We start from the raw sequence: 25,342 nt of genomic DNA, 5'->3' as shown, positions 1-25,342 counted from the left end.
ACTTTCGCTGTTTCAAAAACGGGTGTCAAGACGTCGAATCATTCGAAGGACTCATGCTAGAATAGGAAAGAGAGGTGATACGTGATGAAATGGATTCACACGGCCGATTGGCATCTAGGAAAGATTGTCCACGGTCGACATATGACAGAAGATCAACGGAATATTTTGTTCCATTCATTTTTACAAATCGTAGATGAAGAGCGACCCGATGCGGTCATCATCGCAGGGGATTTATATGACCGTGCCGTCCCTCCCGTCGATGCGGTCGATTTACTCGATGAGATGTGGCGAGAGCTCGTCTTGAACCGTGGAATCCCGGTCGTTGCCATCGCCGGAAACCATGATTCGGCAGAACGTCTCGAATATAGTTCGAAGTTATTGAGACAAGTGGGTCTTCACATCGTTGGGAAACTCGACCCGACATCTGGTCCCCTCGATGTCGCAGGGATCCCATTTTATCCGATTCCATTCCTTGAGCCGGCTCGCGTACGGCATATTCTCGGTATCGACTCGATTCGAACGCATCACGATGCACTGGAGGCAGTCATTGAAGCATACGGTACAATCGAAAAAGATGCGGTTACAATCGGTCACAGTTTTGTCGCGGGAGGACTGGAGACGGATTCAGAACGTCAACTATCTGTTGGCACTGCAGGACAGGTCGCAAAAGGGTTATATGAGCCTTTTTCGTATACGGCATTAGGTCATCTACATAATCGTGATGCGATTCAATCAGAAAGAATTGCATATAGTGGGTCGCTCATGAAATATTCGTTTTCCGAGGTCAATCATGAAAAATCCGTCGATGTTCTGGAATGGAACGGTCAATGGACACGTCGCCGCCGTGCCTTGACACCAGAGCGGGATATGCGACAACTCACCGGAACATTGAACGAACTCCTTGCCCCAACTTATTATCAGCAACAAAAGACAGATGACTACCTTAAAATTGTATTGACCGATGATACGGCGCTTCATGATCCGATGGCGAAACTTCGGACTGTCTATCCGAATATTCTTCATCTTGAATTGGAACTGTTACGTCGCCAGGAGCAGACATCCACGTTTGAACGCGAGACGCTCGAAAGACAGTCAGTAGAAGAGGTATATCTCCAATTTTTTGAGGCCGTACATGATCGCACTGCCTCAGATGCCGTGAAGCAAATGATAGAAGAAGGTGATGTCTAATGAGACCGGTTGAATTGATGATTCAAGCTTTTGGACCGTATGCAGAACGTGAAACGATTGACTTCACCCAGTTGGTTGGTCGCTCGATGTTTGTCGTAAGCGGTCGGACGGGCGCCGGGAAGACGACCATTTTTGATGCGATGACGTTCGCCCTTTATGGTCGGGCGAGTGGGTCGCTTCGAAATGCTAGTGACTTCAGAAGCCAGTATGCACAACCTGAGTTGAAGACGGAAGTAGATTTTTCGTTCACGATTCGAGGTGACCGCTATCGGATCGTAAGACAGCCGCAACAACCTCATCCGAAAAATAAGACGCCAATTCCGCACGAGGCCATCCTCTATGAATGGGAGGACGGTTGGAAGCCGCTGGCGACGAAGGTGAACGAGATACAAGAACGAATCGAATCGATTTTACAATTATCGTATGAACAGTTCAGTCAAATCTTGTTGCTCCCTCAAAACCAATTTAGACAATTACTCGACTCGAACTCGAATGAAAAACAACAAATCCTCCAATCCATTTTCAAAACTGAGGCATATCGTACGTTCCAGGAAAAGTGGGGTGAACGCTATAGCGCGTATCGAAAACAAGTGGAATGGGCGGTCGAGCGGACACGACTCAAGTTATTAGAGCTCGAAGATGAAGCAATCGAAGAGGTGTCGACCCAGTCCATCGAGGAGATTCAACGTTGGCTCGATGAGCGTGAAGAACATCTGATTGCAACGTGTGAAACGGCCTTAGCCCAGAAACAAACGTATGCGACAGCACTTGAAGAGGCAAGAGATGCACTTGAGAAAGCAAAAGCGCTCATCACCCTATTCAAGGAACGAGAAGAGACCGATCGAGCACTTGCAATCTTTTTAAACGGGGAATCGATTCGAAACGAGACACGTGAACTGCTAACAAATTTAGAGGTGGCGGCAAACATTCGTCCAGTCTTTGAACGGTTACAGGAACTAGAGCAACTCGTGCGTCGGTTGTCGATTGAACAACAGACCTCCTCGACAAAATTAGAGCACTTGCAATCCACCCAATCGAAGTTAGTGGAGCGACAACCAACGATTGAAACGGACAAAGAAGAAGTGATCTCTCGTAAAGAGCGACTAAGGATTGTCGATGAGATGATGCCAAGAATCAAGGAGCGCGCCACACTCGTGACCCTTCGTGACCGATTGATGAATCGTGCAAAAGAATTGGCCATGTTTTCAAAAGAATCTCGGTTACAAGAACTTCAAGAAAGAGAACGGCGATTGGTCGACAGCATAAAGTCTGAACCTAGCGAACGAGCAGTCGACGCCGAGCGTCACGTCGACCGATTGGTGCATCTGGCCTCTCTTGAAACAAAGGCACGTGAGTTATCGAAACAACTCGACGAATGTGAACGAACGGGCAAAGACGTTCAACGACAGTACGTGACCCAACAAGAAGTGGTCACCACGTTTACACAGCAAGAACAATTAATACTAGCGAAACAACTGAGCGAGACGCTTGTAGACGGTGAGCCATGCCCGGTATGCGGTTCTCGTCATCATGATATCCCACAACACGAAGAAACCGTTACGAACATCGCGGAGCGGGATGCGGCCGTGGCACGTCTTGATGATTTGTCCACACGCTTAATCGAAGCGCGGGCGGATTATCGTTCGCTTCATCAACAACTTGAAGCAGTCCGACAAGAACTAGATCAAGCTTCCAAAGACATTCAATTCAATGGCGATGTCACAGAAGAACTCAATAAGTGGCGAACACGTGCAGAGCTATTGCAGCGGGAAGAACGAATGCATCAAGAGAACGAACGGACACTTCGCCAACTGTCAGCAGAAATCCGACAGTTAGAGCAAGAGCAACGTCAACAGTTCGAAGAGCGGGAGCGTGTCGTATCCGAACTTGAAATGACGCAACAAAGTCTGTACGCACTCGGTCAAAGTGAAGAAACGACATTCGATGCGTTGCAGCGCGAGCGAGCCGACCTTGAGCACCGCATCTCGATGTTGATGAAACAAGTCGAAGCGTACGACCTTGAGTTTGAGACGGTGAAAAAAGCACTTTGGAAAGAGGAAGAACGACTGTCATTGATCCGTGAACAGTTGACTGAAGCATCGAAGCAGTATGATGCCCAGCAGACCATTTGGGTCAATCAGCTAGAAGCATCACATCTGACGCGTGAACGCTATGAATCATACGCCAATCAAATCGACAAACGGACAATGATTCGTGAACAGTTGCAACGTGAGGAGGAAGAAGGTGTTCGACTCCGACACCATAAACAGATGATTGAAGAAAAACTGAAGAATCAGGAGCGACCAGACCTGCATGAGATGGAGATGAAAGTGAAGGAAGTGGCTGAATGCAGTGAGCAGGCGTCGAAACAGCTGATCACAGCCCAAGATGCCTTGTCTCGACATAGACACGTCATCTCGGAATGGAATACCCTTCGCGAACAGACGGCGCAAGAAGAGCAGAAATTAGAGACAATCAAATTGATTGCGGATACGGGGAAGGGAATCAACCCACAGAAAATGACGTTTGAGACATATGTTCAAACCGCCTTTTTTGATCAGATCCTTCATGCGGCCAACATTCATTTGGATCAGATGACGAGCGGTCAGTTCCGGCTTGAGCGGAAAGTCGAGACGGCGAAAGGGAATGCCAAATCTGGTCTTGAGCTTCTCGTCTTTGATGCCTATACCGGACAATCGCGTCGTGTACAAAATTTATCTGGCGGTGAAGGGTTTAAGGCGTCGTTGTCACTCGCTCTTGGACTTGCGGAGGTGGTCCAACAGCTGAGTGGGGGCATCAGTCTTGAAACGATGCTCATCGATGAAGGATTCGGTACGCTCGATGCCGAATCTCTAGACCAGGCGATTGAATTATTGATGTCTTTACAGGCGACCGGTCGGCTCGTCGGCGTCATCAGTCATGTCCAAGAATTGAAAGACCGTGTCGATGCACGGATTGAAGTGAAAAAATCTAGAAGCGGGTCGTCGATCCAGCTGATTGTGGAGTGATGGTTGTGAAAAAGATGGTGACGAAGTCGAGTCTCATCGAAAAGTTAAAAGAAGCCGGCGTTCGCTCGGGAGAGGCGTTGTTTGTCCATTCGTCGCTCTCAAAACTCGGTTGGGTATGTGGAGGGGCGCAGACCGTCATTGAAGCGATTCAGGAAGTGGTCGGTCCATCTGGGTTGATCATGATGGCGACCCAGACCGGAGACAATTCAGACCCAGCTGAATGGGAAGCGCCACCTGTCCCCGTGGAATGGTGGCAGACGATTCGCGCGGAGATGCCTCCGTACGAAGCTGATAAAACAGCGACACGTGGCATGGGACGTGTGCCGGAACTGTTCCGAAGCTATCCGCACGTATATCGTAGTTCCCATCCGATGTGGTCTGTTGCCGCCTGGGGCGATGGGGCTGAAGCCATCGTGTCCGGTCATACCATCGATGTCGGGTTCGGTCCAGGTTCACCTATCGAGCGAATGATTGAGCGAAACGCACGAATCCTTCACCTTGGGTCTCCGCTCGATGCGACGACACTCTGGCATTATGCCGAGTACGGAATTGATGGCCCGACCAAATCATTCGGTTGTGCCGTTATAGAACGAGGGGAGCGAAAGTGGCGTACATTTGAACATGTCGATGTGAACAGCGATCCGTTTGGCGCAATCGGCGAGAACATCGTCAAACAAAAGGATGTGCGAACATTTTCTATCCATGAAGCGACATGTTATCTCATTCCGTCTAGCACATGGGAACCAGTCCAACATGCGCTCATCGCGCTTCGTAGCTGGTTGAGATAGAGTAAATAGAATCGAGGGGAAGTTACGGATGAATCGTTGGATGAAACTATTGAGTATTGCGATACTCATCATTTTACTCGTTGCCGGTTTGGCTATCGGAGGAATCTCGGCTCATATTGGGGACCAGTTGACGTCACCGGAGCGGGAAACATTGACATACACCCCGAAATCACTTGGTTTGAAGTACGAGAATGTGACAATCGAATCGGAGGAAGGATATGACTTATACGGATGGTGGATTCCTCATCCTACGCCGCGTGCGACCATCGTCTTTGCCCACGGATATGGGAAGAACCGTGAACAGGAAGATTTACCGTTGAAAGAGTTGATTCCAGAATTTCATGAACAAGGATACCAATTTTTAACGTTCGATTTTCGCGGTTCAGGGATATCAGAGGGTGACCGAGTCACGGTCGGCGCTAAAGAACAATCCGATTTAAAAGCGGCCATCCAATATGCGAAAGGTCGTTCAGAAGGACCAGTTGTCTTGTACGGAATTTCAATGGGAGCGGCGACAGCACTCTCTACAGCTGATGATGTCGAAGTTGCTGCAGTCATCGCCGACAGTCCGTTTAGTGATTTACGAAATTATCTCGAGACAAATCTTCCGGTATGGAGTGACTTGCCGAACGTTCCGTTCACGCCCGTCATCATGACTGTGACCCCTTGGTTCACCGGTCTCGATGCCGATGTCGTATCTCCTATTCAGGATATCAAGTCGATTGAGGCTCCTATCTTATTGATCCACAGTAAAGACGATGATGCGATTCCTGTTTCTGAAAGTAAAAAATTGGCTGAAGCACAAGAACGCGTCGAACTATGGGTGACTGATAACGAAGGTCATGTCGGATCGTACCAGTCATTCCAGAATGAATATCGTCAACAAATATTCGAGTTTCTAGAACGGTCATTGTAAGCAAAGGGGCGCATTCGACGCCCCTTTTTGATATGATTGCAGACGAGACCAATGAAAGAAGGGTACAACATGGACGTTTTACAAGTATTACAGTTTCTCCTTTTAGGAACGTTAATCGGAATCTTGAGTGGATTCTTTGGAATTGGTGGTGGAATCTTACTGACACCACTTCTCCTTGTCTTCGGGTATGAAGCGAGTGCGGCGATTGCCCTTAGCCTGATGTTGACGCTCGGATCAACGACGGCAGGAACGATCTCGCATATCCGTTTGCGTAACGTGAACGTGTCACACGCCTTATGGATCGGTTTGTTCGGGATTGTCGGGACCTGGATTGCCACACCGCTTGTCTTTTATTTAGAAGGAGTCGATGGGGCGACACTGATCATCTCACTCGTCTATATCGCATTACTCACATATTTTGCGGTTTCTTTCTTTCGTTCGAAACAGCATGTGGAAGGAAGCGTCGGAACGGACTCTGTACCACGCCTTGGGATCATCGGTGTGTTCGCGGGGTTCATCTCCTCGTTGATGGGAGTAAGCGGTGGATTCGTCTTGACTCCTCTTCAGGTCAAGTTGTTGAACACAGAGATGAAGCGTGCGGTCGGAACGAGTATTACGGCAGCGCTTCTCATCGTCTTATCCGGTGTCATCAGTTATACGGTGGCAGGTGCTGAAACGAATTATCTGCACGGTCTTGCTCTGATTGCGGGTGCCATGATCGGATCGCCCTTTGGGGCGAAACAGCTACAACGTTTCAGCTCGCAGCACGTCAAAAAAGCGCTAGGTGGATTTTATATCACGGTCGCCATCAGTGTAGGGTTGAATTTGATCGGGTGGAATACGGCATCACTTGCACTTCTCGTCACATTAGCGCTTCTGTTCATCGTCACCCTTCTCATTCGACCACGCAAAAAATAAACCCCGTCTTCGGACGGGGTTTTAACGTCTAGCAATATGGTCAATGTTTTCTTGAATCTCGCCAACTTTCGCTTTAGCCTCACGGAGTCTTCGCTCAAACGCATCTGTGTCACGTTTCTCATGAGACGACTTATCGATTCCTTGACGCTGCCCTTTGTCAGAGCGTTGGTAAAAGTGGGTCGCTTTCTGTAAGCGTTTTTTAAACGTCGAGTCGCTCATCGGGACACCCCCTTTCATACTACAGTTATTCCACAGATGGAAACGGGTGAAACGTTCGAACCTTTACGAAGCGAGGGAACGACGGACTTGAACGTTCTGAGAAATTTTCACGGCTAATATGGCAGCAAGTACTGCTTTCAAAGCGTCACCAAAGAAGAATGGAATATTTACTTTGAGCGCATCAATGAACGACATACCGAGAACGATCTCGAGTCCCATACTTCCGAGTAAGTAGACGAGCCCTAGACCGAATAAAAAGTTATAGCCAATCAATGCAGGGATGGAGCGATAGCGTTCACTGAACCAGCCTATGAAGAGTGCTGCAATCGGAAAGGCGATTAAATATCCGACAGTTGGTCCTACAAACGGTGCGAGACCTCCTTGACCACTCAGTACTGGAAGTCCAATCAAGCCGAGCAAGAGATACACGATAACTGCCAAAAATCCTTTCCTTGCACCGAATACACCGGCGATGGTCATGATGGCGAGTGTTTGAAGGGTGATTGGAACGGGTCCAATCGGTATTTCGATGAAACCAATACTTGCGATGAGTGCCGCGCCGAAGGCGATTTGAGTCATATCTTGAATTTTCATATGTAAACCCCTTTTCAGTTAACGTTAACAATATAAAAGTTAACATGTTCGAATAGGGATGACAAGTAGTTTTTCGCTTTTCAAACTTAATCAATGATGTGATCGTTTCCGGTTAGACGTAATTCCTCAATCGATGAACGCATCTTTTCAATCATCTCTTCTGAGTGACGTTCCCATGATTTTAAAACGCCTACTACGAGGAGCGGTTCGATTGTCCGATAGGATCGAGTAGGATTTCCAGTGAATCGTTGATCCGTTAAATTTGGATCATTTTCAAAATTTCCAACCGGATCCACGATATAAATTTGCTCAGGACCGTTTCCTTTTGCTAATTCAGCCCCCCATTTTGCAGCATCCAAAGTCGCCGTAAAATAAAGGTGACGTAGCGGCTCATGGCGATGATTCGACATATGGCCAACTTCTAAAAGATCTCCAACAACAAGTTCTGCTTTCGTTCCATGAAAGAACGGACCTGGGTCCAACTGAACAGAAGATTTCATGTGAATGCCTCCTATTTATATCGTATTGAGACCATTATCGTACGTGAACACATTAAAGTGTAGTCTGTTTGTTGAACAGGATTCTTGTTATCATTAAGAGGGGGAACTAGACGACGAGTACTGATTTATATAATTTTTATATTGAATGGATGAACAAAAATACGCGTCCTCGTTTATTGACGAGGGCGCGTATTTGTTATGAATAGGTCATCGTGCTAATACATGCCGAAGCTTCATTCAATTGTTCACGGACGGCATCGAATCCAGTGCCACCGTAACTGTTTCGACGTGCGACTGCCTGTTCAGGGGTCAAGGCATGATACACATCCTCTTGAATCAATTCAGAGTACGTTTGGAACACCGTGATTGGAAGCTCGCGTAAATACAATCGCTCATCCACGCAATATTTGACGAGTTTACCCGTCACTTCGTGAGCTTCACGGAACGGTACTCCTTTTGCCGTCAAATAATCAGCGAGTTCTGTAGCGTTAGAAAAATCACGCTCGGTCGCTTGTTTCATGACGTCAGGATGGAACGTCAATTCATTCATCATCCCCGCCATGATACTGAGTGAGCCTTGAACGGTCTTGACCGTGTCAAACATTCCTTCTTTATCTTCCTGTAAATCTTTGTTGTAAGCGAGCGGAAGTCCTTTCATGAGCGTCAACAAGCCCATCAAGTTTCCAATCACTCGACCCGACTTTCCACGGACGAGTTCGGCCATGTCAGGGTTTTTCTTTTGTGGCATCATGCTCGAACCGGTAGAGAACGTATCGGACACTGTAATGAAGCGATACTCTTCGCTTGCCCAAAGAATCAATTCTTCACAGAAGCGGGAGAGGTGCATCATAAGCATTGATGCATTTGAAAGAAACTCGAGTATGAAGTCACGATCGCTAACGGCATCGAGGCTGTTCGGGTAAACCCGATTGAATCCAAGTAATTCAGCTGAACGGGAACGGTCGATCGGAAACGTTGTCCCTGCTAAGGCTCCTGCGCCAAGAGGGGACCAATCAATCCGTTTCAAGCTGTCCGTAAACCGCTCCTTGTCCCGCTCCAGCATCCAGAAATAGGCGAGCAAATGATGGGCCAGTGAAATCGGTTGTGCACGCTGGAGGTGCGTGTAGCCAGGCATAATCGTCTCTACGTTTTCTGAAGCATGTGCATGCAATTCATGTTGAAGCGATTCAATCAATTGAATCACTTCTTTCACACGTTCTTTCAAGTAAAGATGCATGTCCGTCGCGACTTGATCGTTTCGACTACGTGCCGTATGCATCTTCCCTGCGACCGGTCCAATCGCTTCATGAAGCAGAGCTTCTAAGTTCATATGAATATCTTCGTGATACACCTCGAATTTTAATTCATCCGCGAGTGCTTTTTGCTTAAGTTGTTGTAATCCATCAAGGATTTGAGTGACTTCTTCTTTTAAGAGGATGCCTTGGTCACCTAACATCGTCACGTGTGCCATGCTACCCTCTAAATCCTCAAGGACGAGTTGAGCGTCAAATTCAATCGATGCACCGAATGCATCGACCCAATCGCTCGCCGTCTTCTCGAAACGGCCTCCCCATAATTTACTCATTGACGAACGCTCCCTTTTCCATCAACACCTCTGATTGAACTTTTGTTGGCAAACCCCACAACTTGATGAATCCGACAGCTGCTTGCTGATCGAACGTATCTGCTGACGTATAGGTCGCAAGTTCCTCATCATAAAGCGAGATTGGCGACTTCCGTCCGTCGACGATGGCTTGTCCTTTAAACAGTTTCATGCGAACCGTTCCTGTGACGGTCGCTTGTGTCTCATCGATAAAGGCAAGAAGTGCTTTTGTGAGCGGTGAATACCAAAGTCCGTTGTAGATCGTTTCCGTCAATTTTTGTTCGACAATCGGTTTGAAATGCGCCACTTCACGAACGAGTGTCAAGGCTTCAAGAGCTTTATGTGCAGTGATTAATGTCATGGCGCCAGGTGCCTCATACACCTCACGTGATTTGATACCGACGACCCGGTTCTCGATGTGGTCAATCTTCCCGACGCCGTGGGCACCCGCGACGATATTGAGCTCTTTTAAGATATCGGTGAACGATTGGCTCTTCCCGTCAATAGCGACCGGCACTCCGTTCTTGAATTCAATCTCAAGATAAGTCGGTTCATGCGGTGTGTCCTCAAGTGCTGCTGTTAACTCATATGCGCTTGCCGGAGGTGCTGCCCAAGGATCTTCTAAGATGCCGCATTCGATGGCGCGTCCCCAGATGTTCTGATCGATTGAGAATGGCTCTTCTTGAACGATTGGAATCGGAATTTGATGTTTTGCCGCATACGCGATTTCTTCCTCACGTGACCATTTCCATTCCCGAACCGGTGCGACGATTTCGAGTGAAGGATCGAGTGCATGAATGGACACTTCAAAACGCACTTGGTCATTTCCTTTCCCGGTACATCCATGAGCCACAGCGACGGCACCTTCGGCCTGTGCGACCTCGACCAATTTTTTCGAGATGAGGGGGCGTGATAGTGCCGAAACGAGTGGATATACGCCTTCATATAATGTATGGGCCTGCATCGAATAGCGAGCGAACTCGTTGACGAACTCGTCGACCGCATCGATGACGATTGATTTTTTCGCTCCAACTTTCATCGCTTTTTGTTGAATCTTTTCTAAGTCTTTCCCTTCCCCGACGTTCAAACAGACGGCGATGACATCATAACCTTGTTCGTCCAACCATTTAATCGCAACCGATGTGTCAAGACCACCTGAGTAAGCCAATACGAGTTTCTGTTTCAAAATATGAACACCCCTTATGAATAATTATTAATATTTGTTTATAAATATACAATTCAGTGTAAGGGATAAGATGTCGTGTGGCAACACTTTTTTGAAAATAAAAAGACCACGAGTGATTTCGTGGTCGTCATTGTTCGATTTTGAGTTGGGGTAACCATTGCGACATATGGTCGCTAACAGGGATAAGAAGTTCAGGACGAGCAGCCTTTAACGGGACGACCTCATAATGTCCGTCAGATGATTTTTGCGTAAAGGTTGGATAGAACATCGGATTTTTCAATTCAATAGTCGATTGGTCATCTTCGGTTGTCTTGACCACATCAATCCCGATGATGCCGCCCGTGTTTCGTTCATCTCCTTGTTGTCCGGAAAGGAAATTACCGAGCGAGTAGATGACAAATGTTTGATTGCCATGAACTCCTTCTAGCATGGTCGGGGGTTGCAGCACGTGAGGGTGGTGACCGATGATGATGTCGACTCCGAGGTCTGCTAACGATTGGGCGAGCTCAGTTTGACTCTCATTCGGTAACGGCTCGTATTCCGTACCGAAATGGAGGGAGACGACCGTCATGTCAGTCGACTGTTCCGCCTTCTCAATCTCTGGTTGCATCTGTGCGAGGTCGATATAGTTCACATGATAGGGTTCTTTCGGTACGACTCCATTCGTCCCATACGTGTATGCGAGGAAGGAAAAAGAAATATCGTTGGCCGTCAACGTACGAATATTCGCCTTGTCCTCAGCAGATAGGAAGGAGCCTGTATAAGGCATTCCGATTGCGTTCCAATGGTCGATCGAACTTTCAATGGCTCGGACGCCACGGTCGAGCGTATGATTATTCGCTGTCGTGACCAAATCGATTCCTGCCCGTTGTAAGGCATCTCCAATTTCAAAAGGACTGTTAAATGCCGGGTAGCTCGAAAGCCCGATCTCACTCCCGCCAATCATGCTCTCTTGGTTGGCGATTGATAAATCGGCGCGACTCAATATTGGAGAGATCTGTTCGAATGCAGTATCAAATTCATACCCTTCATCAGTACGAGCTGCGTTGTATACCGAATCATGTAGAAGGATGTCGCCGATTGCATAGAGGGAGGCCGTCGTGACAATCGGTTCCGGTTCGGCAGGCGGCATTTCTTCAGGTACCTCGACAATCGGTTCTTCGACTTCTTCTGGTATTTCTTGATTCGTTGCCGGAGTCGTACCACAAGCAATTAATAAAACAAAGCTAGACAGGAAGGTAAGACGAGAGACGATCTTGATTGGTTTCATCCCGATTCTCCTTTTCACGACAGATTCGTACGATAACCCTAAAATTCGTCGATAATTAAGAAAAATCCTGCCTAAATAAATAAAGACAGGTCGTTTTTGACCTGTCATGAGAATTATTTGATATGTTCTTTGACCATGTCTTGCATTTGGTCAAACTCACGTTGAATGACCTCATTTGGTGGCGGTGTCACCAAACTCACGATATAGATGGCAAGTGCCGACAGGAAGAATGCTGGAATCATTTCATACAATGTCCCAAACGTTCCGAAAAGATAAGCGGCATAGTTCTTCCATAGAATGACGACAAAGGCTCCAGTCAACATTCCAGCAAGCGCGCCTTGACGCGTCGTTCGTTTCCAAAACAGACTGAACAAGATGAGCGGACCAAATGATGAACCAAACCCTGCCCAAGCATAACCGACAAGGTTTAAGATGGTGTCGTCTGCATCGAGTGCAAGAATGATTGAAATGACGGATACGAGAATGACCGTAATCCGACCAACCATGACGAGTTCACGGTCACCCGCCTCCTTACGGAAGAACTTCTGATAAAAGTCTGTCGTCGCGGCACTCGACGAGACGAGCAATTGAGAGGAGATGGTCGACATGATGGCGGCAAGAAGAGCAGCCAACAATACACCAGTCACCAAATCCGGGAATAATAAGTCAGATAGGTTGATAAAGACGTTCTCCGGATTATCGATTGTGAGGTCTTGTTGTGTGTAATAGGCGAGACCGAACAACCCGGTCGCCATCGCCCCGACAACGGTGAAGACCATCCATGAGATCCCGATTCGACGTGCCGTCTTAATGTCCTCGAGCTTTTCGATTGCCATAAAACGGACGATGATGTGTGGCTGACCGAAATAGCCAAGTCCCCACGCAAATAGCGAAATGATTCCGATGAGTGATTGTCCTGTCCAGGGGTCAAGTAATGCTTCATCAATATTTCGTACCGTGTCTAAAGCGTTTGACACCCCATCAGTTGCCATAATGGCGATGGCAGGTACAAAAATAAGGGCGAACAGCATGATCAATCCTTGAACAAAATCTGTCCAGCTGACTGCTAGAAATCCACCGATGAATGTGTACAGAATAATGATAGAAGCGAGAATGATCACTCCCGTTACAAATTCAATGTCGAAGACGGCATTGAATAGGCGACCGCCGGCAACGAATCCACTTGTCGCATACAGTGTGAAAAAGATTAACGTGACAGCAGCTGAAAATGAACGCAACACGCCTTTTGTGTCTTTAAAGCGTTTCTCAAAGAAGTCTGGAATTGTGATCGCATCATCCGATATGTATGAATAAATGCGTAATCTCGGTGCGACCAATAACCAGTTCAAATAGGCGCCGATTGTCAACCCGATGACAATCCAACCGCTTGAAATCCCTGACGCATACATGGCACCAGGCAATCCCATTAAGAGCCATCCACTCATGTCTGATGCACCGGCAGATAAAGCGGCGACCCCGGGACCAAGTGCCCGACCACCTAACATATAATCTCCGATACTGCTTGTTCTCCGATACGCGATGATCCCAAGCAAGACCATCAGTGCCATGTACACGACAATGGACACTAAAATTCCGTTCATCAACATCCCCCCGAAAAATAAAAAAATGAAAACGCTTTCGGTGATAAAGTATCACTTTGTCAAAATATTGTCACAACAAGTGGGGAAATGTAAAGATATTTTTGAGAGCTGGTCTTAAGTTATCGGAACGTGCAAGAGGTGAGGTGGTCATTGACAAGACCCGTCGCTTGTAGATGAGCATAAACCGTTGTCGGTCCTAAAAACTTAAAGCCGCGTCGTTTCAGATCTTTACTCAATCGTTCAGAAAGTTCCGTCGTCGCAGGAACATCTTCAAGACGATTCCATGCATTCAGGATTGGTGCATCGTTGACGAATGACCAGATGTACGAATCAAATGAGCCAAACTCATCCTGTAGTTTGATGAACTGCTTCGCATTATTGATCGACGCCTCGATTTTTCGTCGATTTCGCACGATCCCGCTATCGGCGAGGAGTCTCTCCACATCCTCATCCGTAAAGCTGGCAACTCGATGCACCTCAAAGTCGGCATAAGCCAACCGATAATTTTCACGTTTTCTCAAGATGGTGATCCAACTGAGTCCTGCTTGCGCACTCTCGAGTGTCAGACATTCAAAGTGCTTCTGGTCATCGTGAACGGGCTTTCCCCATTCCTCGTCATGGTAACGGACGTAAAGTGGATCCGTCCCGCACCAAGGACACCGTACTGTTTCTTCCATTTCAATCAGCTCCTTTCTTTGAGTGTAGCATGTCCTTACGATTATATAGCGAAATGGACGGGTATAGTGGGGGAGAATGGAGGAAGAGACATGAGTGACTGGATGATTTCTGTGATTGAACAGTACGGCTACATAGGGATTGCATTCATGATTTTTATTGAAAATGTGTTTCCACCGATCCCTTCTGAAGTCGTCTTACTCTTTGGTGGTTTTTTTGCTGTAAAGACGAACTTGTCCATCACGCTCGTCATCGTGGCATCGACAGTCGGAGCTATATTAGGAGCGGTGCTATTATACGGCCTCGGACTATTGTTTGATGTCGAGCAGATCGAAAAATGGACGAAAAAATATGGGAAGTGGTTACGACTGGACCTGAATGACGTAAAGAAAGCGGATGCCTGGTTCGACCGGTACGGGGGCTGGATGGTCTTCTTTGGACGTTTGATGCCGGTCGTTCGAAGCCTGATCTCGATTCCTGCAGGGATGTCAAACATGCCATTCGTGAAATTTCTACTGCTCAGTACGGCTGGAACAGCCTTATGGAATACCATTCTCATCCTCATCGGGATGAAAGTCGGAGAGAACTGGCAAGATATCCTCTCATACCTCGATGCCTATTCTTATGCAATCTATGGGCTACTGTTCATCGGCGTCATCATCTATATTGTATGGCGTAAAAAACGGCACAACAAACTAGCGAAAGACTAACGCACAAAACAGGCGGACCCAGCGTATGGGTCCGCCAATTCATTCTTCTTTTTTCTTGTCAGGTAAGACTTTCGTGAGGGTTTTCTCCGTTTTTTCTGCCAAGTACTCTGAGAAACGGAACAGAATGATTCCGACAATGGCTGACACGAAAATATAGAGACCGACAAACAAGTTGATGGCCCCGTTCGAAAGGGCGGTGAATAAAATAGAGAACTCCCCTCGTGGCGCGAGTGAGAACCCGGCTTCATTCGCCTGAACACGCGTCAAGCCATAGATTCTGCCCCCGACGCGTCCGACAATCCATTTGGATAATACTCCCCACACAATCAAGACGAAGAAGAGTGCATTTACGATGACGCCTTTCTCGAGGTTGATCGAGATACCGAACGAGATGAAAAAGATCGGCAAGAATAAATCTCGGACGGGTACGGTCAAACGCTTCAGCGGTCTCACATCGTGGAAATCTGCGAGCATGATCCCGGCGATGAATGCCCCTAAAATCTCAGATAATCCAAACACCATGCCGATTCCTGCGAAAAAGAGAATGAGTCCAATCAGACCGATGCTCGCGTCATCTTGTCGCAGTAAGTGCTTCGAAAATTTTTGTTGCTTGGATACGAAGCTCGAACCGATGAACAAGAGTACGCCAAATATAAGAAATCCTGCGAACACTTTTCCGATATCGGACATCGCAACCGGTTCTTCTTGGATGATGAAAGGGGCGACCGTCAAGAGGAGTGGGGCAAAAATATCCTCAAAGATCAGTAATGCGAGCACAAACTCTTTAATATCTTCATGTTTTTCGGAATGCCGCTCAAGCAGCTTCGCAGAGATGGAGGAGCTCGTCGCATATAAGACGGCCCCGATTAAAAAGGCGCGAGGGAAGTCGAGACCAAATGCTAATGCAATCCCGAACGATACCCCGAATGACAGAATGATATCGAGTATTCCCGCCTTCCATACTTTTCGCATGCGCTTCCAAAGTTCACGTAGTGGAAACTTTAGACCGAGTAGGAAAAACAAAAGAATGATTCCAATCTCTCCCGCGACTTTAAAGACTTCATTCCCATCCCAGAAAAAACCGACCCCGACCCCGATTGCGATAAACGCTAAAATACTCGGGAAAAATAATCTTTCAATCAGGAGACTGAGGACAGAGATGAGGGTGAGCGCCAATCCGAGCAACACGATGATATTTAATCCATCCATACGTCATCTCCTCTCATGACGCCAATTAGCTTTCTCTTTGATTCCATTGATACTCCATTCCGACGGATTCAGGTCGTGAGTAATCAAAACCGAACTGTCGATACAACCCATCGGCTGGAATGTCTGCGATTAAACTAATGATGGCCGTTTCATCCGCTTCTTGTAAGATCCAGTCCATCAAATGCTCCATGATTAATTTTCCGAGTCCAAGACCCTGGCACTCCGGGTCTACGACGATATCTACTAAATGGAATACCATTCCGCCGTCACCGACGACACGTCCCATTCCGACAATCTCATCATCTAAGTATAAACAAATCCCAAAAAGCGTATTTTGAAGTCCTTTCACCGTGCCTCGATCAGAACGTCGTGGCATCCCCGCCTTCACGCGTAACGCTTGGTGTTGTTCTGGAGTCGGTGTTTCGACTTTTACAGTCACTTCATTGACCATACTCAAATCCCCCTCTGCACAAGTTGATTTTATTTTCCCGATATATTGAATGAGTAAACCTTGATTTTAAAAATACGCTATCTGCATAATGAGAAAGAGACAGGGGGAATAGTTGATGATCAATGGTCAATCCATCTTACCGGCGATACGGGACATGCGGGATTTAGAGCGGTTTTTATCGAGTGATTTCGAATTAGGGGTGTTACTAGAGATTCATATGAGCCGATTAGACTCCATCTCCAAATTATTGAAGAAGCATGATAAAAAAGTGTTCATCCATATGGATTTGATACAAGGTATGAAGGCCGACGAGTATGCGACGGAGTATGTCTGTCAGACGTTAAAACCGTTCGGCATCATCTCGACAAAAGGAAACGTCATCGTCAAGGCAAAGCAAAATGATGTGGTCACTGTGCAGCGTTTATTTTTGATTGATTCCACCTCATTAGAGAAAAGTATCAAACACATTGAACGTTCAAAACCAGACTATATTGAAGTACTGCCAGGCATTGTGCCGAAGTATATTCAACGTGTGAAGGAGAAGACGGGGATACCCGTTTTCGCAGGTGGGCTGATTGAAACAAAGGAGGAAGTCCAGGCGGCACTTGATGCGGGAGCGAGTGTGATCACGACTTCGAATCGAAAACTATGGTCCGACTAATCGAGATTTGGGTATACAGTCTTTTAGGAGGGATGAATGATGACAGAGGTGATGATTGTAACAGGAGCTAGTCAAGGAATTGGTTATGCGATTGCACAAGCTTTCGTAAATCAGTATGAAGTGATCGGGCTAGACATTGGAGATGATCCGGATATCGAAGGGTTACGCTTTTATCAAGTAGACCTTGGAGACACGTCTGAACTTAAGCGTGTGTTTGACGATATTCACAACGAATTTGGTCGAGCCCATGTGTTGATCAATAACGGAGGGATCGCCTCGCTAGTCAAGCCGATTGATGAGCTTGAGATTGACACGTTCAAGCGAGTCATCGATGTCAATTTAGTCGGGACATTTAGTTGTGCGAAATACTTTTTAGAACTGAATCAAGGTGAGTCGTACGGAAGAATCGTCAACATGGCCTCGACACGTGCCTTCCAGAATGAGCCGCATTGGGACGCATATGGTGCATCTAAAGGAGGCATCGTTGGATTGACCCATTCACTCGCCATCTCATTAGGCGATCGCCCCGTGACAGTGAATGCAATCAGTCCAGGATGGATTCATACGTCCGATGAGGCATTACGCGAGATTGATCATGAGCAGCACCCATCAGGACGGGTCGGTGAACCGGAAGATATCGTCCGCGCTGTGCAGTACTTGATTGACCGTCAAAACAGTTTTGTGAACGGTCATAATCTTGTCATCGATGGGGGAATGACGAAAAAAATGATTTATGAAGAATGATGCGACAATATACCTAAAACTGGTCAGAATTTAGGTTATTTATACCTAATTCCGGGTAAGGGATAGAAGAGTTTTCATCCGGAAGAAGGAGGATTGTGACATGAATCCACTCGTTGAAGAAGCACTGCGTTTTTCGTCTATTCGTCACGGAGGACAGTATCGAAAAGGTTCAACCATTCCATATTTGTCACATCCATTCTCGGTCGCCATGCTTCTTGAGTCCGATCATCAAGCACCGGCAGTGGTGGCGGCAGGATTGCTTCATGATTTGGTTGAGGACACGAAGACAGACCCACAAGAAATCTTATCAAAATTCGGTTCTGACGTTCACAGGCTCGTTCTCGCGGTCTCGGAGAAAAATCGTGAAGAGTCGTGGGAACAGCGAAAACGGATGACACTTCAACAGGTGCAGTCACTTCAATTTGATGAAGTCGCACTTCTCGTGGCGGACAAGCTACATAATCTCCGCTCCATCCGTTATGATCTTGAGATGGAAGGGATGAAGGTGTGGCAACGTTTTAAACGGCCGATGCGGGACCAATCGTGGTATTACCATGAGTTGCTGTCAGCATTTGAACCATTTCGGAGCTCGACAGACCTGATTGGCTTGTATGAACAAGAACTCCATCTATTGTTTTACGGTGAGAAGAATGCGAAAGATCGAAAAGTGGCAAGACTCCTCGAATCCATGTTGACTTATTTCATCGAGGACGAATGGTTGCAAGAATCGGCACCACTATGTCAAACGGCATATGAATTAAGAGAGATTGTTGCGCGAGAGACGATTGATGACGAAGAGATTGTGTGCTTCCGAAAACGACTTCACGAAGCGGGTTGGATCACGCCATTGTTACCCGAGAAGCTCGCGGGGATGCAAGAACTCGCATATCGGACGGCTCTCGACCCACAGGAGCTTCTCGCGCTCATGCGCCGCTCGATTGTCAACTAGTTCTCTTCATGCTATAGTCAAAAGGAAGATAAAAAGGGGAGTAGCGACCACAGTTGTGGTCGATGGGTCGTCATTACAGTGCATACGCACTCGGTCCATCGAGCTTTTACAAGTCCGCAAGACCTTTTTATGGGCGTTTTTGTCGTCCATAAAAAGGTCTTTTTTGTTTACCCAAGGAGGAGGAAAAAATGGTATTTGTTTATTTCTTACTGGCCGCGGCCATCACCGTCTACGCCGCCATCAAATTGTCAACGTACGCCGACGTCATGACTGAAAAGTCGAAAATGGGCGGGATGCTCGTCGGTACAGTTTTATTGGCAGGAGCGACGTCGCTCCCGGAAGTGACAACGAGTATATCGGCTGTCATGATTGACAACCCCGACATTGCCATCGGGAACATGCTTGGGAGTAACCTATTCAATATCTTTATCTTAGCGATGTTCGACCTATACTTCCGACAGAAGCAATTGTTCAACTATGCGAGTCGGGACCACCTGTACACGGCCGGACTTGGGTTACTCTTGACCGTCACGACGTTGATTGCTTTGATCGTTCGCGTTGATATGACGTTTATCGGAATCGGAGTCGACGCGCTCTTGATTGCGATTCTATACGGTATCGGAATCTACTATATCGGGAAACAACCGACAGAGCCGATCGCGGAGCATGAAGTCGAAGAAGAAGTGGTCGTCGGTAAATATGAAGAGATCACGCTGAAACGTGCGGTCTTTGGATTCATCATTGCTGCAATCGTAATCATGGCGGCAGGAACAGCCCTTTCCATCACAGGTGATCAAATTGCCGTTGTCACAGGACTCGGTTCTAGTTTTGTCGGTAGCTTCTTGATTGCGGCATCGACGTCACTCCCGGAAGCGGTCGCTGTGTTCATGGCGCTCAAACTACGTAATGTCAACTTGGCATTCGGTTCGATTCTCGGCTCGAATATCTTCAACATGTTGATTATCGCCATGTCAGATGTCTTCTATCGGAATGGATCGATTCTCGCAGATGTCTCGACGTCACACCTCGTATCTGCGGTCGGAATCACCATCCTATCGATCCTCGTCATGTATAGTGTGCTAAGACAAAATGTCACGTCGAAGGTACGTTATGTGATTCCTTCGTTACTCGTTGTCGTTGTCTATTTCGTTTCGTCTTACTTGATCTTTATCGGGTGAGTACATGCATCAGCCTTAGGGCTGATGTTTTTTTATTGGGAATGAGAATTCATTGCTTCGGGTATAGAGGAATTGAAGGAGGGGTGGCGATGCAGATGCATGAAGTGGAAACACGCCAAGCGTATTCGATTTTGATTCCGGCCTATAACCCTGATGAGGCACTCGTCACACTCGTGGAGAAGTTGAGGGCGAGTGGGTTTGCGAACATCATTGTGGTCAATGACGGTAGTAACGAATCGTCGGTAGGCACATTTGATAAGATTGCATCATTTGTCGACCAAGTGTTAACGCACGAACAGAATCAAGGGAAGGGAGCAGCAATCAAGACGGGGTTACGGTATGTGGTGGACACATATCCGGATAAAACGGGGGTCATCACGGTCGATGCCGACGGGCAGCACTTGCCGCAAGATGTCGTCAGCGTCTATGAGGAAGGGTTGAATAAACCACATCATCTCATCATGGGATGTCGAGATTTTAGCGGAGATGCGATTCCGTTCCGGAGCCGATTCGGCAATCAGGCGACACGGCTCGTGATGTTGATTGGGAGCGGGCTGAAGTTAAAAGACACGCAGACGGGACTTCGAGCCATCCCGATGCGATATGCGCGACAACTGATTGACATTCCTGGAAATAGATATGAGTTCGAGATGAATATGCTCACGTTCACGAAACGATTGCAGGTACCGATTCAACAAACGACCATCCAGACCGTATATGAGAATGAAAATGATTCATCCCATTTTAGACCGATTCTCGACTCGATTTTAATTTATCGGATGTTTTTGATGTATTCGTTATCCTCTGTCGCCTCGTTCCTTGTCGACGTAGGGATGTATGCGCTCTTTATTTATTTATTATCCCCATACTTCGATACGGCTCACGTCGTCATCGCGACGGTCATCGCTCGAATCATTTCCTCTCTCTTCAATTATCTCGTTAATCGAAAAGTAGTCTTCGATTCGAAGGCGCGGCGGTCTCTTCCGAAATATTTTAGTCTCGTCGTGCTTCAAATGGCCGTTTCAGCACTCCTTGTTTATCTCTTGTTTCTCTTGCTCAGACAAGGCGAGGTCATCCTAAAAGTAGTCGTCGATAGTTTTCTCTTTTTCGTCAGTTATTATGTCCAGAAGAGATGGATTTTCAAAAAATAACCGGTCATGATTTCATGACCGGTTTAATATGCGAGCGTTCCTGTTTTCACGAACGTATAGCGATGTAATTCTTTTGGGCTTGTGATGCCGGTTTTTTGCATCATGTCTCGCATAAGTAGCGCGCATACGCGAGCATCTTCCGCAGCATCATGATGAATAAACGGCACGTTCAAGTGTTCTGCCATCGTGTTCAACTTATGGTTCGGGAGTCCTGGATACAGTTTACGTGACAGTTTGACGGTGCAACCGTACTCGATTGTCGGGAAATCGAATAGATCATATTTCACAATCGCCTTTCTCAAGGCACCCATGTCAAATGAAGCGTTATGTGCGATGACGAGGTCCACTTCCCGTAAAATCGGGTAAAGAGAGGAAAGTACTTCCGGTAATGCCGGTGCATCCCACACGTCACTCGGACGGATGCCATGGACGCGGATGTTACCCATATCAAAGTCTTCCTCCGGATTGACGAGTCGCTGGTCGGTTTCGACCACATCTCCATTTTGAAGGATGCTCCATCCGACAGAACAGATGCTGCGACTATCACGGTTAGCGGTCTCCACGTCAAGTGCGAGAATGGTATGGTTCATAGTTTACCTTCTTTCATAAGCAATAAAAAAAGTCTAACAGAAAGTTAGACGAATGTCGTGCTTAAGCGGCAACAAGTGTTCGGCAAGCTTCCGCACAACGCTCACATGCTTTGGCACAGGCTTGACAATGGTCGTGCTGATGGCGTCCGCACTCAACCGCACACGTATCACAGACTTGGGCGCATAGTGCGACGATTGGTTTTGAGAAGGCTGAATCTGTTTCTAAGGCATTTAAAGCCAATGTACAGATTTCAGAGCATTCTCGAGTCAGGCGGATGCATTCGGTGAACATGTGTAAATCCTCTTCTTGCAAACTTTTTGAGAAGCAGTGGTTGCATGCTCGCATGCATTCGATCACGCTCGTCAATGTTTCTTCTACAGATGTACGTTCCATCAAAATTCCCCCTTATATGAAAAAGTCTAACTATCATTACCCGTTCAGAAAGGGGTTGAATCGCACCATACCAATAAAAAAGCCACACCTCATCCGAGATGTGACAAATTAATGGAGCATAGGGGGCTCGAACCCCTGACCTCTACGCTGCCAGCGTAGCGCTCTCCCAGCTGAGCTAATGCCCCGTTCGAAATCATTATATCATCGTAGTATTCGACATGGCAATTCCCTTTTTGAATTTAGGTTTATAAAATTGGAGACGTGGGAATTTCATGTTAGACGTTATATTAAGAAAGCAGGTGTGCTTCATGGAAATGATTCTTTTGGCACTCTTACCGGCACTCATGTGGGGAAGTATTCCACTCATCGTGTCGAAAGTAGGAGGAAAACCGATTCAGCAGTTAATCGGAACGACCATCGGGGCGATGATCATGGCAACAGTGATTGCCCTCGTCTTCCGACCGGAGTTCACGACACTCGCCATCGTGACCGGATTTATCTCAGGGGCGTTCTGGGCGCTCGGTCAATATTTGCAGTTCCAATCGTTCCAAATCTTAAGCGTCTCCAAAGCGATGCCAATCAGCACGGGGATGCAACTCGTCGGGACGTCACTCTTTGGGGTCATCGTACTCGGGGACTGGCAGACATCGACGGAGCTATGGTTAGGGTTTTCAGCGCTCGTCTTGATTATCATCGGGGCGACTATGACTTCATACCAACAGAAGAAAGATCAGGACAGTGCCGGAGCTTTGAAAAAGGGATTACTCGTCCTATTCGTTTCGAGTATTGGTTACGTCACGTATGCCGTCTTGACGAACTATTTTGAAGTAGAAGGGATCACCGCGATTCTTCCACAATCCGTCGGGATGTTCATCGCGGCACTTCTGTTCAGTCTTCGTGAAAAGGACGTCAAGAAACTGGATCCACGTACATTCAAAAATATCTTGGCCGGGCTCGCCTGGGGAATCGGGAACTTCGGACTTTTCGTTTCAAGCGGAGAAGTGGGGATTGCGACTTCGTTCGCCTTATCCCAATTGAACGTCGTCGTGGCGACACTTGGTGGGATCTATCTCTTGAAAGAAGAGAAGACGACAAAAGAACGCGTCTTTGTTTTCATGGGAATCGGGTTGATTGTCGTCGCTGGATTTATGCTTGGGATTGCCAAGAGTTAAGTTTCAATGATGAAATGAAAAGACCTTGAATGAACTCGATTTTGAGTGCCATTCAAGGTTTTTGTTTTGGGTATCTTTCAATCGTTGAAATGAGAGCAGGAGATGACGTAATCAATAGGGAAGTAATCTCATGTTGCGTTCGTCATATAGGGCATACAGCGTATTCGTGATTGATTAAAAATGTAGAATAAAGGGGAAACGAATCATGGAATCAAATGTAGTGACGATATCAGCTCTCGTCGATGCACCAATCGACACAGTCTGGAAACTCTGGACAGACCCTGACCACATCAAACAATGGAATCATGCGTCTGACGATTGGCATACGACCGAAGCGGAAAATGATTTACGGATCGATGGGAAGTTTCGTAGTCGGATGGAAGCGAAAGATCAGAGCATGGCCTTTGATTTTGAAGGGGTATATGAGGAAGTTGAAGTAAATGAGCTCATTCAGTATCGCCTTGAGGATGAACGGAGAGTCAGAATTTCATTTTCTTCAGAAGGTAATCAGACGAAGGTGGTCGAGGTGTTTGATGCGGAATCGATGAATCCGGTTGAAATGCAACGACTAGGCTGGCAGGCGATCCTCGATAATTTCACTAGATAAGCGAATGGTAAGAAATAAGGAAATGAATGATGAAATATTAATTCAGCAGTATACATTTCATGTTGAAGGTGTATACTGCTGTTCGTTGTATAAAATCAAGATCTTTCATAATGTTGTTGTTGAATGATGAAGTGTAGTTTGTCATTTTTGGATTTAAAAAATGAATATAGGGCGAGTTGAAAATATATGAGAGAAGTAAGGCTTAGTTTTAACTTTTTTCACGACTTAGAGAATGAAAAATGGGCATTACAGATGCTAAATATCTTCGAAACGTTTCAGATTGAAATCGGAAAGATGGGATTTTACGAACCACTTAGAACTGAGTTTTCGAATGACACCTTTCTGAAGATGTGGACAGAAGGCAACGATGATTTTTACAGCTTTATTTGTCGATTAAAAAATAGTAAAGGTTATCTCAACATTCATAATTTGAAAGATGGGTTACCAGGAAATGTTGGTTTCGTTTTTGTGATCAGCAAGACAACTTTTCTGAATGAAAAGGACAAATGGATTCGGTTATTTGATCGAATTTGTCGAGAGTGGGGTCCATTCCAAGCATCAATATCTAGAAGGATTGAAGAACGAGAGGATCTCATGTACGAAACAGGTTTTTCTAAAGTTAAGGAAGTGGAATGGCTTAATTATTGGAGTGATGAATTGTTGTACGTGAATTCAGTTTCTATTCCAAATGAGGTCGAAGACTATAATTGTTATGATGGAGTTGCATTTAACAAAGGGTATGTATTCCAGTTGATGAATTTGATTGATGATCCCTCGTACTATCAGCTATCTGAAATGATTAAAGCCATGATTGATCCAAACTTCTTTTATAAATGTAGTGAAGATTTAGATTTGCTAGATTTTTTGTAGTCATTGAAGTAATTAAGGCTGACGTTCATCTTGGGAACTTCATTTTCTGTTCGTTAAATTGTTATATATCATTTGGAATTACATGTATACAAGAGCAGTAACTTTGCTTCTAAACATACAGATTTATTTAGTTCGTGATCGTTCTATTGTAAAAATCAAAAAAGGTGCTGGCAATATGTATGACTACACG

The 25,342-nt window shown here is 46.4% G+C and carries 26 protein-coding genes and 1 tRNA gene; 14 read left to right on the top strand and 13 right to left on the bottom strand.

The features are described 5' to 3' along the window. Positions 1 to 84: 84 nt before the first annotated feature. The 5 genes from KNO68_RS04805 to KNO68_RS04785 all read left to right on the top strand — a co-directional run bounded on the left by KNO68_RS04805 (position 85) and on the right by KNO68_RS04785 (position 6,818). Positions 85 to 1,188, top strand: a complete 1,104-nt coding sequence (locus KNO68_RS04805) for an exonuclease SbcCD subunit D (protein WP_078147009.1) — start codon at positions 85 to 87, stop codon at positions 1,186 to 1,188. After that, positions 1,188 to 4,196, top strand: coding sequence for an AAA family ATPase (locus KNO68_RS04800; RefSeq protein WP_078147008.1), 3,009 nt, complete (start codon positions 1,188 to 1,190; stop codon positions 4,194 to 4,196). Before KNO68_RS04805 ends, KNO68_RS04800 begins: the two co-directional genes overlap by 1 nt. Next, positions 4,196 to 4,984 carry an AAC(3) family N-acetyltransferase gene (locus KNO68_RS04795; RefSeq protein ID WP_047795253.1) on the top strand — a complete coding sequence of 263 codons (789 nt, stop codon included), beginning with the start codon at positions 4,196 to 4,198 and terminating at the stop codon, positions 4,982 to 4,984. Before KNO68_RS04800 ends, KNO68_RS04795 begins: the two co-directional genes overlap by 1 nt. Before the next feature lie 28 nt (positions 4,985 to 5,012). Then, on the top strand, positions 5,013 to 5,900 hold the full coding sequence (locus KNO68_RS04790; protein ID WP_214757340.1) for an alpha/beta hydrolase: 888 nt from the start codon (positions 5,013 to 5,015) through the stop codon (positions 5,898 to 5,900). A 69-nt stretch (positions 5,901 to 5,969) separates the two neighbouring features. Next, positions 5,970 to 6,818 carry a sulfite exporter TauE/SafE family protein gene (locus KNO68_RS04785; protein ID WP_078147006.1) on the top strand — a complete coding sequence of 283 codons (849 nt, stop codon included), beginning with the start codon at positions 5,970 to 5,972 and terminating at the stop codon, positions 6,816 to 6,818. A 21-nt stretch (positions 6,819 to 6,839) separates the two neighbouring features. Here KNO68_RS04785 and KNO68_RS04780 read toward each other — a convergent pair whose 3' ends face one another. The 8 genes from KNO68_RS04780 to KNO68_RS04745 all read right to left on the bottom strand — a co-directional run bounded on the left by KNO68_RS04780 (position 6,840) and on the right by KNO68_RS04745 (position 14,468). Then, entirely contained in the window at positions 6,840 to 7,037 is a 198-nt protein-coding gene (locus tag KNO68_RS04780; RefSeq protein ID WP_012726425.1) for a hypothetical protein, read from the bottom strand. A gap of 63 nt (positions 7,038 to 7,100) precedes the next feature. Next, the gene (locus KNO68_RS04775) at positions 7,101 to 7,631 is read right to left on the bottom strand and encodes a biotin transporter BioY (protein WP_159562384.1); all 531 of its coding nucleotides are present in this window, start codon (positions 7,629 to 7,631) and stop codon (positions 7,101 to 7,103) included. Between the two features lie 86 nt (positions 7,632 to 7,717). After that, the gene (arr, locus tag KNO68_RS04770) at positions 7,718 to 8,131 is read right to left on the bottom strand and encodes an NAD(+)--rifampin ADP-ribosyltransferase (protein ID WP_251024852.1); all 414 of its coding nucleotides are present in this window, start codon (positions 8,129 to 8,131) and stop codon (positions 7,718 to 7,720) included. Positions 8,132 to 8,327: 196 nt separating this feature from the next. Then, positions 8,328 to 9,716: an argininosuccinate lyase gene (argH, locus tag KNO68_RS04765; RefSeq protein ID WP_214730621.1), complete on the bottom strand. Its 1,389-nt coding sequence runs from the start codon at positions 9,714 to 9,716 to the stop codon at positions 8,328 to 8,330. After that, positions 9,709 to 10,923: an argininosuccinate synthase gene (locus tag KNO68_RS04760; protein WP_147538911.1), complete on the bottom strand. Its 1,215-nt coding sequence runs from the start codon at positions 10,921 to 10,923 to the stop codon at positions 9,709 to 9,711. The genes argH and KNO68_RS04760 overlap by 8 nt, the downstream gene beginning before the upstream one ends. Positions 10,924 to 11,047: 124 nt before the next feature. After that, complete coding sequence (locus tag KNO68_RS04755) at positions 11,048 to 12,190, bottom strand: CapA family protein (RefSeq protein WP_214684129.1); 1,143 nt, start codon at positions 12,188 to 12,190, stop codon at positions 11,048 to 11,050. Positions 12,191 to 12,303: 113 nt separating this feature from the next. Beyond that, positions 12,304 to 13,791 (bottom strand): sodium/proline symporter PutP, encoded by a 1,488-nt coding sequence (putP, locus tag KNO68_RS04750; protein ID WP_214686873.1) that lies wholly within the window; start codon positions 13,789 to 13,791, stop codon positions 12,304 to 12,306. Positions 13,792 to 13,910: 119 nt separating this feature from the next. Beyond that, positions 13,911 to 14,468 carry a DNA-3-methyladenine glycosylase I gene (locus KNO68_RS04745; RefSeq protein ID WP_214684131.1) on the bottom strand — a complete coding sequence of 186 codons (558 nt, stop codon included), beginning with the start codon at positions 14,466 to 14,468 and terminating at the stop codon, positions 13,911 to 13,913. 90 nt (positions 14,469 to 14,558) lie between these two features. On the opposite strand from KNO68_RS04745, the gene KNO68_RS04740 reads away from it, so the two are divergent. Then, a complete protein-coding gene (locus KNO68_RS04740; protein ID WP_031423550.1) occupies positions 14,559 to 15,176 on the top strand; it encodes a DedA family protein in 618 nt (205 codons plus the stop codon). A 39-nt stretch (positions 15,177 to 15,215) separates the two neighbouring features. Here KNO68_RS04740 and KNO68_RS04735 read toward each other — a convergent pair whose 3' ends face one another. Beyond that, positions 15,216 to 16,385 carry a cation:proton antiporter gene (locus KNO68_RS04735; protein ID WP_214684133.1) on the bottom strand — a complete coding sequence of 390 codons (1,170 nt, stop codon included), beginning with the start codon at positions 16,383 to 16,385 and terminating at the stop codon, positions 15,216 to 15,218. Between the two features lie 25 nt (positions 16,386 to 16,410). Then, entirely contained in the window at positions 16,411 to 16,836 is a 426-nt protein-coding gene (locus KNO68_RS04730) for a GNAT family N-acetyltransferase (RefSeq protein WP_047795266.1), read from the bottom strand. 115 nt (positions 16,837 to 16,951) lie between these two features. On the opposite strand from KNO68_RS04730, the gene KNO68_RS04725 reads away from it, so the two are divergent. The 5 genes from KNO68_RS04725 to KNO68_RS04705 all read left to right on the top strand — a co-directional run bounded on the left by KNO68_RS04725 (position 16,952) and on the right by KNO68_RS04705 (position 21,519). After that, a complete protein-coding gene (locus KNO68_RS04725) occupies positions 16,952 to 17,497 on the top strand; it encodes a glycerol-3-phosphate responsive antiterminator (RefSeq protein ID WP_215112156.1) in 546 nt (181 codons plus the stop codon). A 36-nt stretch (positions 17,498 to 17,533) separates the two neighbouring features. Further along, positions 17,534 to 18,241, top strand: coding sequence for an SDR family NAD(P)-dependent oxidoreductase (locus KNO68_RS04720; protein ID WP_214684135.1), 708 nt, complete (start codon positions 17,534 to 17,536; stop codon positions 18,239 to 18,241). Positions 18,242 to 18,341: 100 nt separating this feature from the next. Continuing rightward, positions 18,342 to 19,190 (top strand): HD domain-containing protein, encoded by an 849-nt coding sequence (locus tag KNO68_RS04715; protein ID WP_214684136.1) that lies wholly within the window; start codon positions 18,342 to 18,344, stop codon positions 19,188 to 19,190. A gap of 188 nt (positions 19,191 to 19,378) precedes the next feature. Beyond that, on the top strand, positions 19,379 to 20,368 hold the full coding sequence (locus KNO68_RS04710; RefSeq protein ID WP_214684138.1) for a sodium:calcium antiporter: 990 nt from the start codon (positions 19,379 to 19,381) through the stop codon (positions 20,366 to 20,368). A gap of 89 nt (positions 20,369 to 20,457) precedes the next feature. Next, positions 20,458 to 21,519, top strand: a complete 1,062-nt coding sequence (locus tag KNO68_RS04705; protein ID WP_215112155.1) for a bifunctional glycosyltransferase family 2/GtrA family protein — start codon at positions 20,458 to 20,460, stop codon at positions 21,517 to 21,519. Between the two features lie 23 nt (positions 21,520 to 21,542). Here the strand turns inward: KNO68_RS04705 and KNO68_RS04700 are convergent, their stop codons facing one another. The 3 genes from KNO68_RS04700 to KNO68_RS04690 all read right to left on the bottom strand — a co-directional run bounded on the left by KNO68_RS04700 (position 21,543) and on the right by KNO68_RS04690 (position 22,688). Continuing rightward, the gene (locus KNO68_RS04700) at positions 21,543 to 22,109 is read right to left on the bottom strand and encodes a 3'-5' exonuclease (RefSeq protein ID WP_215112154.1); all 567 of its coding nucleotides are present in this window, start codon (positions 22,107 to 22,109) and stop codon (positions 21,543 to 21,545) included. A gap of 61 nt (positions 22,110 to 22,170) precedes the next feature. Next, a complete protein-coding gene (locus tag KNO68_RS04695) occupies positions 22,171 to 22,503 on the bottom strand; it encodes a four-helix bundle copper-binding protein (RefSeq protein ID WP_215112153.1) in 333 nt (110 codons plus the stop codon). Positions 22,504 to 22,615: 112 nt separating this feature from the next. Beyond that, a tRNA-Ala gene (locus KNO68_RS04690) sits at positions 22,616 to 22,688 on the bottom strand. A gap of 123 nt (positions 22,689 to 22,811) precedes the next feature. Here KNO68_RS04690 and KNO68_RS04685 point away from each other — a divergent pair. From KNO68_RS04685 to KNO68_RS04675, 3 genes are all read left to right on the top strand, one after another. Further along, entirely contained in the window at positions 22,812 to 23,675 is an 864-nt protein-coding gene (locus KNO68_RS04685) for a GRP family sugar transporter (RefSeq protein WP_214816652.1), read from the top strand. 205 nt (positions 23,676 to 23,880) lie between these two features. Then, on the top strand, positions 23,881 to 24,282 hold the full coding sequence (locus tag KNO68_RS04680) for an SRPBCC family protein (protein WP_215112152.1): 402 nt from the start codon (positions 23,881 to 23,883) through the stop codon (positions 24,280 to 24,282). Positions 24,283 to 24,468: 186 nt separating this feature from the next. Continuing rightward, positions 24,469 to 25,152: a hypothetical protein gene (locus KNO68_RS04675; protein WP_215187610.1), complete on the top strand. Its 684-nt coding sequence runs from the start codon at positions 24,469 to 24,471 to the stop codon at positions 25,150 to 25,152. Positions 25,153 to 25,342: the final 190 nt, after the last annotated feature.

The sequence above is a fragment of the Exiguobacterium sp. s75 genome, from assembly GCF_018617145.1.
GTDB classification, from domain to species: domain Bacteria; phylum Bacillota; class Bacilli; order Exiguobacteriales; family Exiguobacteriaceae; genus Exiguobacterium; species Exiguobacterium profundum.
This window is presented reverse-complemented; position numbering and strand designations above follow the sequence as displayed.